The 9,110-nt window shown below is 61.2% G+C and carries 11 protein-coding genes; 8 read left to right on the top strand and 3 right to left on the bottom strand.

Going from position 1 to position 9,110, the window contains the following annotated elements:
• Positions 1–469, bottom strand: a 469-nt coding sequence (locus GY725_23005) for a molybdopterin-dependent oxidoreductase (GenBank protein MCP4007060.1), incomplete at its 3' end; no start/stop codon positions are given.
• Between the two features lie 459 nt (positions 470–928).
• Between GY725_23005 and GY725_23000 the strand changes: the two genes are divergently transcribed.
• From GY725_23000 to GY725_22985, 4 genes are all read left to right on the top strand, one after another.
• Positions 929–1,351, top strand: a complete 423-nt coding sequence (locus GY725_23000; GenBank protein MCP4007059.1) for a RidA family protein — start codon at positions 929–931, stop codon at positions 1,349–1,351.
• Positions 1,352–1,443: 92 nt separating this feature from the next.
• Complete coding sequence (locus GY725_22995; protein MCP4007058.1) at positions 1,444–2,322, top strand: NAD(P)-dependent oxidoreductase; 879 nt, start codon at positions 1,444–1,446, stop codon at positions 2,320–2,322.
• 108 nt (positions 2,323–2,430) lie between these two features.
• Positions 2,431–3,294, top strand: a complete 864-nt coding sequence (locus tag GY725_22990; GenBank protein MCP4007057.1) for an enoyl-CoA hydratase/isomerase family protein — start codon at positions 2,431–2,433, stop codon at positions 3,292–3,294.
• 14 nt (positions 3,295–3,308) lie between these two features.
• Positions 3,309–3,965 carry a TetR/AcrR family transcriptional regulator gene (locus GY725_22985; GenBank protein ID MCP4007056.1) on the top strand — a complete coding sequence of 219 codons (657 nt, stop codon included), beginning with the start codon at positions 3,309–3,311 and terminating at the stop codon, positions 3,963–3,965.
• A gap of 196 nt (positions 3,966–4,161) precedes the next feature.
• On the opposite strand, the gene GY725_22980 is transcribed toward GY725_22985, so the two are convergent.
• Complete coding sequence (locus GY725_22980) at positions 4,162–5,001, bottom strand: hypothetical protein (protein ID MCP4007055.1); 840 nt, start codon at positions 4,999–5,001, stop codon at positions 4,162–4,164.
• 287 nt (positions 5,002–5,288) lie between these two features.
• Here GY725_22980 and GY725_22975 point away from each other — a divergent pair, with 287 nt between their 5' ends.
• The 4 genes from GY725_22975 (at position 5,289) to GY725_22960 (ending at position 8,497) form a co-directional block, all read left to right on the top strand.
• The gene (locus GY725_22975; GenBank protein ID MCP4007054.1) at positions 5,289–5,816 is read left to right on the top strand and encodes a hypothetical protein; all 528 of its coding nucleotides are present in this window, start codon (positions 5,289–5,291) and stop codon (positions 5,814–5,816) included.
• On the top strand, positions 5,816–6,466 hold the full coding sequence (locus GY725_22970) for a hypothetical protein (GenBank protein MCP4007053.1): 651 nt from the start codon (positions 5,816–5,818) through the stop codon (positions 6,464–6,466). Before GY725_22975 ends, GY725_22970 begins: the two co-directional genes overlap by 1 nt.
• A 481-nt stretch (positions 6,467–6,947) precedes the next feature.
• On the top strand, positions 6,948–8,024 hold the full coding sequence (locus GY725_22965; protein MCP4007052.1) for an alpha/beta fold hydrolase: 1,077 nt from the start codon (positions 6,948–6,950) through the stop codon (positions 8,022–8,024).
• Positions 8,025–8,065: 41 nt separating this feature from the next.
• Positions 8,066–8,497, top strand: coding sequence for a nitroreductase family deazaflavin-dependent oxidoreductase (locus tag GY725_22960; GenBank protein MCP4007051.1), 432 nt, complete (start codon positions 8,066–8,068; stop codon positions 8,495–8,497).
• Positions 8,498–8,664: 167 nt separating this feature from the next.
• Here GY725_22960 and GY725_22955 read toward each other — a convergent pair whose 3' ends face one another.
• Positions 8,665–8,967 carry a hypothetical protein gene (locus GY725_22955; GenBank protein MCP4007050.1) on the bottom strand — a complete coding sequence of 101 codons (303 nt, stop codon included), beginning with the start codon at positions 8,965–8,967 and terminating at the stop codon, positions 8,665–8,667.
• Between the last annotated feature and the right edge of the window lie 143 nt (positions 8,968–9,110).

The following is a 9,110-nucleotide window of genomic DNA, read 5'->3' as shown; positions in this document are numbered from 1 at the left end:
GCTGGTGTCCGTACATCCAGGACGCGACGAGCAGGTGCGGGAGCACGTCCATCGAGATGGCCGAGTAGATGTTGCGACTCCCCAGCGCAGCGACAAAGTCCTGCTGGAAGAGAATCAGCTCGTAGTTGTGGGAGCTCGGGTTGCCCCGGTACAGCGCGACTGCGTCGGGACCGTGGGCTGCCTGGATCGATCGCAAGCGGCTCGCCGCCAGATCGAGGGCCTCGGTCCACCCGATCGGCTCCCAGCCGGACTCAGTCCGGCGAAGCGGTGCTCGCACCCGGTCGGGGTCGTGGTGCAGGTCGCCCAGGGAGACACCCTTCGGACAGATCGCGCCGCGACTCAGAGGGTCTTCCGAGTCGCCTCGGATCTCCGTGACGCGGTCGCCTTCGACCTTCACGCGCAGACCGCAGCAGGCCTCGCAGAGGGAGCAGGCCCGGTGTACGACGCGCTGTGTGAGATGTTCCGGCATGGGCTTCGGCACCTAAGGCCTGAACTGGGCGGCCGCGAAGAGCGGCGCGGCTTCTGCGAGAGGCGTGACCCTTCTGGCGTTCTGCTCGAACGAATGGCTAAGCGACATTTTGAGTCCTCACTCGGCGTTCGGGTTCGAAATGTATATTCTGAATAGTCATTCAAACTATGCTCTCAGCCTTCGCGTCTGTCAAGGCGATCCTCGACATTTCTTCAAATTCGCCCGTCAATCAGCAATGTTCCGCGCCTGCCTGAGCCGCACGCCGCGAAGCGGGCTTCGGGAAACACTCCACCTTCGAGGGCGGCGAGATGATTCCCTCTTGACATCGAACTATTTTGAAAGCATATTTCGAATGCCCATTCAAATTTCATCCCCAGGAACCCCTGGCCATTGGGAACGGGAGCAAGAACGGGGGTTCCGTGGAAACAGCGTCAGTAGCCTCAACACAAGGAGAATACGATGAAGACAATCAACCCCTGGCCTCACCACTTCCCCGGTTTCGGGCCGGTACCCCTTTCGCATGCTGTCGTGTGCGCTCCCAAGCAGACGATGTACGTAGCCGGCCAGGTCGCCGAAGATCCGAAGACCAACAAGACCGTGGGCATAGGCGATCTCATTGCTCAGATGAGGCAGGTCTACGAAAACACAAAGGCAGTTCTGGACGCTGGTGGGTTTACCCTCGAGGATGTCGTCAAGAGGCAGACGTTTCTTTCCGCGGAGGGCGGGAAGCAGATGCGCAATCCCGAAATCATGGCAGCAGCGGCGGGCATCATGGGAGAGTATTTCGGTGAGCCCTATCCGATCCACAGTTTCTGGATCGCGCACGAGCTCGCCCATCCGGAATACCTGATCGAGATGGAAGTCACGGCCGTCAAGGAATAGGTCGTGATGAGAACAAGACTCGCCGAACTGCCTGCCGAGATGCCCATCGCCGGTGGGCCCAACTAACAGTGAGAACACCGGAGGTGAACAGAGTGAAAGTTGCTCTCCTGGGCCTTGGGAATATGGGATCGGGCATAGCCAATAGTCTTCTGAATGCGGGCTTTGACCTGACAATCTGGAACCGGACGCAGTCAAAGATGCAGCCATTCGTCGACAGGGGCGCTAGCGGGGTGGAGGTTCCCGGGCAGGCAGTGATTGGCGCCGATCTCGTTCTTACCAGTCTCATGGATGACGGCTCGATCCTCGACGTTCTGGAGGGTGAGAACGGCATCCTGGCCGCCATGAAGCCCGGCAGCGTTCATGTGTGCGTCACTACCATTTCGCCGAGGTTCGCCGACGAGTTGGCAGAGAATCACCGTGCGCACGGAACTCATTTCGTTGCCGCACCGGTTCTGGGGCGACCGGAGGCCGCGGCGGCCGGAACGTTGATGTCGTTCATGGCTGGTGACAAAGACGGCCTCGACACCGCCATGCAGGTCTGCCAGGCATTCACCCAGGCCGTCGTTCCGGTCGGGCAAAAGGCCAGCGTTGCTGCGACGCTGAAGCTCTGTCTGAACTACAGCGTTATCTCAATCATCGAACTGATGGGCGAAGTGTATGCCTGCGCCGAGAAGGCGGGTATCGACGTAGACCTGTTGGAGGGTCTCTATCAATCCATGTTCGCCCACCCAGTCCTGAAGATGTACGCCGGCAAGATCCGCGACCGGGCGTACGATGACGGTGGTTTTCGCATGACCGGTGGCCTGAAGGATGTCCGCCTCATGCGCGAGGCCGCTCAGAGTTGCGGTGCCCGGTTCGACATCGCCGATATCATCGAGGCGAAGATGGCCGCGGCATTGGAGCAGGGCATGGCGAACAAGGACTGGAGCGCTATCGGCGAAATCAGCCGCCAGCAGGCTGGCCTGGAGTAGACGATCGCGTACCGACCAACGATCACCCCGCCCATCGATCGACTCTCGCGCGGCGGGATGACATCTGGACCTAACAACTGGGTTCCTATTTCCAATGGAGAATAGACTATGTCGTTGCAAAAATTCGTTTCAGCTCCCAAGCTGGAAGACTACAGGGAAGCTTTCAAAGACCACTACAAGATCGAGCGCCGTGATGACGGCGTCATTCTGGTTCAGGCGCATACCAAAGGTGGACCCCTCCAGCTGAGCGTAGAAAGCCATCGCGCCTTCGGGCAGGTCCTGAAGACCGTTGGCGCTGACCCCGAGAATGAGTGCCTGATCCTCACTGGCACGGGCAAGACCTTCATGGCGAAACTCGATCCGGAGGGGTTCAAGCTGGAGGAAGAGGATCTCGAGTACTGGGCCTACGAGTACGCTTACAAAGACGGGAGGATCAACGTCACGGCTCTGGTCAACGATCTGGAGATTCCGACCATTGGAGTCATCAACGGACCGACGGCACATTCAGAAATGCTCCTGATGTGCGACATCACTATTTGCACGGACGACACCGTGATTTTCGATCCGCATTACAGTGGCATTGGTTCAGTTCCCGGCGACGGAATCCATAGCTGCTTCCAGGAGCTACTTGGCGTCAAGCGTGCCGCCTATGTCCTGCTGACGAACCAATACATCGACGCCCAGAAAGCTCTGGAGTACGGGCTGGTAAACGAGGTATTGCCAAGGGACCGGGTCATGGATCGCGCCTATGAACTGGCTGATATGATCATGAAACAGCCACGCACGGTACGCCGCCTCACGACGCAAGTTCTCCGGCGACCCTGGAAGAAACGGATCACCGATGACCTGGACGGAGGCTTTGGTATCCAGATGTTTGGGCATCTGGCGAAGGGAAGGGCGACCCACAACGAGGAGACCTTGGATCTGTCCGATGCGCCATTCCGCACTAACAAGGGCGTCAGCCAGGGATAACCAAAGAGCAAGATATGCCGTATCCGCGTTTTGAAAAGCTAGGCGAAGAGAAGAAGCAGCTGATCATCGGAACAGCTCTGGAGGAGTTTGGAAAGCGTAGTTTCAACCAGGCGTCTCTGAACCACATCTCGAAGACCGCCGGGCTGAGTGCTGGAGCGCTCTACTACTATTTCGAGAACAAGGAGGACCTTTACTCGAGCGCCATTCAACACGCTTTCGAGAAGTTCCTCAGTAGGGTCGGCGATATCCGCGAACGGTTCAGAACCGGTGACTATTGGGGGGAGATCGAGCGGCTGGTTCTGACTCGGCTGAAGCTCACGCTGGAAGAACCGGATTCAATGGCGATGTTGGACAGGTTGCTTGGAATCGAGGCGTCTGAACCATCTGCTCAGGTCGAACGGCTCTTCAAGGAGCAGACTCAGGGGTATCTGCGCAACATCTTCAATATTGGCGTTGAGCACGGTGCGATACGAGAAGACCTTCCCGAGGACTACCTGTTCAGTGTCCAGTTACAGCTGGCGTTCATCATGCACCAATGGATTGCTCGGAATTGGGACTACTTCGATCAGCATTCCCCGGAATCCGAGGAGGTTCAAACCTTTGTGCACAAGGCGATAGGGCTGACCCGCGCAGCTCTTCAGCCCCAGCCGGGGAGAGCGAATGAGCTCTGAGCCCAACTGTGAAATTGCAGATCCAGTCGGACACGCGGTCATGATGGCAGAGGATGACCGAGGTTCGCCAGGACGCGCTTCTGATAGCGTTGCTCGTAGTACGCCGTGCCGAGATCGACGTAACGCATGCCGAATCGAAGACTGTTGTAGAAGGGCACCGCGAGCTTTCAGGCTGTCGCCGTCACTTCGCGACCCACTACCTGCTGTCTCGAGCGGCGCCACGCGGCGCCACGCGGCCCCACATCCATGCACCCGCTGCGAGCATGCCTAGAAACATGAGCAGCAACCCCCACTCTGATACGGAGGGTACGGGCGCTGCGAGCACGGCGAACTGGCCGAGACTCCCGGGCGACTGAGGGTTGGGGTTCTGCATGTTGACGTTGCCGGTCATGAAGACGGGCGCTCCCCCAATGACCGGTTCGAAGCGGAACTGGAAATCGACTGGCAGGTTCGGGACGGTCACGGTTCCCACCGGCAGAGGCAGAAGCGTCGTCGCCGTGAACTCCATCTGGCCTGTAGCCTGAACACCGTTTTCGGTGAGGAAGACGTTCCACAGCGGCGGAACGCCACCTCCGGTCACGCTGATGGGGCTTGCACTCTGGAGCGACAACTCGACCAGCTCGATCGAAACCTGATCCGGCACGCCGACTCCGCCGGGAAACGTGGCGCTCACGAGGCGACGAATGCAGGTGTCCGGAGTGGGCGCGTGGAGGGGCACTTGCGAGACAATGTGGATACTGCCCGCAGGCACGGGATCACCGTGCTGGTCGAGCCAGACGATGTCAGTCTGCGCCAGGCCCGGGCAGGCGCAATTGGCCAACTCCGGTCCGGTGAGAGGAACGCCATCTACGAGAATGAGTTCGGCGGGACGCGGATCAGATCCCAGACCGAAGAAGTCCGCAGGCAGTGCAGGCAATGCGGCCATTGTTCCCGACTGGGTCTGCCAGCAGTCGGTATCCGCAACCACCTGTGCGATCGCGGGCCTGGCCGCTAGGACCGTAAACAAGAGGACACAGACCCAAAGGCTTGCTCTCATCGAGTTCCCTCCGTCGCTCGTTCCAGAAACACAGAGTGGTCACATACAAGCCGCGGAGGCAAGTTATAATTCGTTCATGACGCTGAGAGGGAAGCCGCGTCTGTCGACGCTGTGTCCAAGCCCGCGTGGCGCACGAACTCCAGCCCCAGCGTAGGACTCGGGCCCGGGCGGCCCGAAATCCCGTCATCCGCGGCTCCGTTTCCAGCCGCAGGTAGCCCCCGACGATCGAACGATCGACCCAGAAGAGCTGTCCAGGGCGTATAATCTCGGTCCGAGTCGGAGGCGTTGTGCGAAACCGAGCAGAGGGAGAGGACCCGCGCAGGGTCGTCGTGCGGTTCGCCGTGACGCTCATCCTGCTAGTCGCTGCGTCCTCTGCCCTCATCAGCTCGGAGCCGTTTCAGTCGGTCGTGCAGAGCACGTCCTTGGAACTGAACGCTTGGATCACTGCAGCGCTTCTGAGATCTCTTGGCGAGAGTGCGGTGGCCGTCGGCTCGACCATCCAATCGCCGCAGTTCGCCGTCCACGTGTGGGGAGGATGCGACGCGATCGAACCATTCGCGCTGCTCACGTCGGGAATCCTCGCCTCGCCCGCGCGCTGGGACTCGCGAATCGTTGGTGTGCTGCTGGGCGCAGTTGTCCTCTTCGCCTTGAACCAGCTGCGTTTAGTCAGTCTCTTCCTCACCGGTGCGTACGCTCCGACCCTCTTCGAGAGCCTGCACATCGAGATCTGGCAGGGGGTCTTTATCCTGTTTACGATCAGCTTGTGGCTCGCCTGGGCTCGCTGGAGCCTGGCAGGTGCCGCTGGGACGCGCTGATGCACTCGAGGGTTCTCGCGTTCGCCGGGAGCCTGCTCTCCATCTATCTGGTTCTGATCGCTCCGTGGCCCGGGATCAGTCGGGCTTATGCCGTCGCGTATCGGTCCGCCGCCAACGTCGTCGCGTCGGTCCTCGGTGTCAGCCACGTCACGGAGGTCGTCGAACTGCTAGACCAGGATCGCGAAGCCTATGCAGGCCGGATCAAGCCGCGCCAGCTCGAGTTGAACGATACGAGGCTCGTATTCGACACGGGTCGGGCGCGGCGGACAGTTCTCCACAGCGCATGGCACGCAGGTTATGTTCCGACCGCTCTCCTGGCTGCCCTGCTCCTGTCGACTCCGATTCCTTGGAAGAAGCGACTCGGATCGTTGCTGGCTGGTCTACTGCTCCTTGACGTGTACCTCGGCCTGCGAATTGCGGCTACGTTGCTGAGCTATGGGCCGTCAAGCTCCTCTCCGTGGTTCCCAGCGGGCGAACTTCGCGACTCCGTGCTCTCTGCGCTCAGATTCTCCGGACCGGGCTCGGGTGAGTGGTATCTGCCCCCGGTTCTGATCTGGATCCTGGTTTTCTGCATGCAAGCGAACCCGGCTCTGATCGACGGACTCCTCAGCCGTCGCTCCCGGCCCGAGACCCCTGGACGCCGCACCTAACGCTTCTTGTGGTGGGCCCTTCTGGACTCGAACCAGGATGCGGATAGGAAGCGCTAACAGCCCCAGCCACTTGCGAACCCGCTACACCGCCGGGCGATAAGTGGGCGACGACTCTCTCGAGTCCCACCCGCCTCTTCCTTTAGCGGCCCGCGATCTGCTGATTGCGTGCCTCGAGATCGAGAACACTCTCGAACGGGTGCCGGGCGTGATCGAGGACGAGTGCTGTGTCGTCAGGGGGGCGGCGGGCGCCGGAGTTCGGTCCTTCCACCTCTGTGGTGGGCTCTGTACGGGAGTTCGGGGATCTGGGCAGAGTGGGTCTGTCGCGGCTGAGGCTCGTTGCTGCCGCTGTCTACGCGTCGTAGGATTCGTCGGTGCCGAGACCCTGCTCCCCGGCAAATGGCTCCGATCCACTCCTGCCTCGGGTGCGTGGTATATTGACACTGCTGGTGCCAGTACCTGAGCCCCGACTCAAGGAGATCGCATGACCGAGCACAATCCCTTCGTCCTCGAAGTCGAGCCACCACCCGACACCCTTGGCGACGGCACCGAGGAGATCCTGGAGACACCCGATGGTGTCCGGTTCGTCCGCACGCCCGAGAGCTGCTTCGAGGGTCTTCCGGACTACGCTTATGCGGCGAACGGATTCGAGATCGACGGTCTCCGCATGAACTACGTGGACGAGGGGCCGCGCGACGGAGAGGTCGTTCTGCTCCTCCACGGGCAGCCCACTTGGTCCTATCTCTACCGCAAGATGATCGGGCCGCTGGCGGAATCCGGGTATCGAGTCATCGCCCCTGACATGCTCGGGATGGGTCGATCCGACAAACCGATCGATCAGCGTTGGCACCGCTACATGACGCACGTCGCATCGATCGAGCGATTGATCGACGGGCTCTCGCTGCGGAACATCACGACGTTCATCCAGGATTGGGGCTCGGCCATCGGGCTGCGGATCGCGGGTCTTCGGCCGGAGCTCTTCCGGCGCTTGATGATGGCGAACGGCGCGTTTCCCGACAGCGACGGGAAAGGCGCGCCCTTCTCGGCGCCCCGGAAGGTCGTGCTCGACAGAGATGGACCCACCTTCCCGGAGTTCGGCGCGACTATGGCCGAGAAGGCGCGCGAGGGCTTCGAGGCCATGTTCCAGGCGTGGATCAACCACACGCTCACCTCGGCGAACTTTCGCGCGGGGGACATGGTGAATGCGAGTTGCGGATTCTCGCTGACGCCCGAGGCCGCTGCGGCGTACTCGGCGCCGTTCCCGCAGCTGATCTACAACGCCGGCCCGCGCAGCCTGCCCGCGATGGCGTGCGGGATCAGCGGCGTCAACGAGGCGGCCTGGAACGGTTTGGGGAAGTTCGAGAAGCCGTTCGCCTTCATCGCGGGCGAGCTGGATTTTCAGTTCGGCACGCGCGAGAACCAACAGCTCTTCATCGAGCACATCCCGGGATCGAAGGGGCAGAACCACGCTCGAATCGCAGAGTCCGGTCACTTCATCCAGGAGATGGCCGGCGAGAAGATGGCCGAGCTGCTCTTGCGCTTCATCGGGGACAATCCGTGACCACAGCCCGGTAGAGGCGCATAGGGCGCAAGGGAGCATCCATGGCCAAGGGACTGAAATGGGCCGGCGGCATCGTCGGCCTCTACGTCGTCTTCGTCGTACTCTTCGAGACCGTCTACCTCGGGCACTTCCAGCCGAGCTTCGAAGGGGGCGGCATTCCGATGCTCGACATCGTCACGACGGACGAAGCGGGAGCTCTCCACAAGCGCCGTCTGGCGTGGCTGCAATCCTCTTCCGGGCCGATGTACGTGTCTGCCCACCACTGGACGCGTGGCTGGTACCATAAGCTGGTGGCCAATCCAAACGTGCGCATCGAGATCGAGGGCAGGACGGCGAGCTACGTGGCCGTCGTCGTGACCGGTGACGAGTTCGATCGGATCGCAGCCGAGTTTCCTCTACCGTTCTTGGTGCGATTCCTGATGGGCTTTCCGCTGGAGCGCGATCTCGTGCGCCTTGATCCCGTGCCGAGCTGAACGGAAGGTTCGTGAGTACCGAGGCTTTTCCGCCGATGGCGGATAGGAAGTATAGAGCCCCAATCTACCTAATAAGACCGCCCATTATCGGCCGGCACAGATTCGGCAGACGGGGAATCTGGGGGCTCTCGAACGGGTGCGTGCAAGCGGGCACCTACAAGGGCCCCTCAGAGCGGTGGGAGGACGAGGCTCGACCGCTCGGGATCCGGAGGTGAGCAGGCGGTGCTCAAGCAGGCTCGTCGGGCCAGAAGTCGGGCTCGGGTTCTGGTGCCGGCTCCAGTCGATCTCGCGCTCGGATCGAGCTGGGTGGGCAGCGACACGGGTTTCCCCTGCGCGGTTCGGATCGATACGGAGAGCGCGCCGTTGCGCACCACGAGTTCCGTGACCGCTGTCTCGCGCACGAGCGTGCCGTAGCGCTCACGCAGGCTCTCGTAGTCCTGGCTCAGGAGTGCGAGCCGCGCCCGATACACTTAGATAATCGGGGAAATACCCGTCATATCTGGACGCTGAATCGAAACTGATGGGTGCATCGAGCGATCGGTGCACCGACACGCGACGGAACAAGTGATGGGGCAGGGGCGGTGCTTTTCGCTTCCCTCCCGAGCCGTTGCGG

The sequence above is a fragment of the bacterium genome, from assembly GCA_024226335.1.
In the GTDB taxonomy this organism is placed as follows: Bacteria; Myxococcota_A; UBA9160; order SZUA-336; family SZUA-336; genus JAAELY01.
Note: the sequence above shows the minus strand (reverse complement) of the source record. Positions and strands in the feature narration are given on the sequence as shown.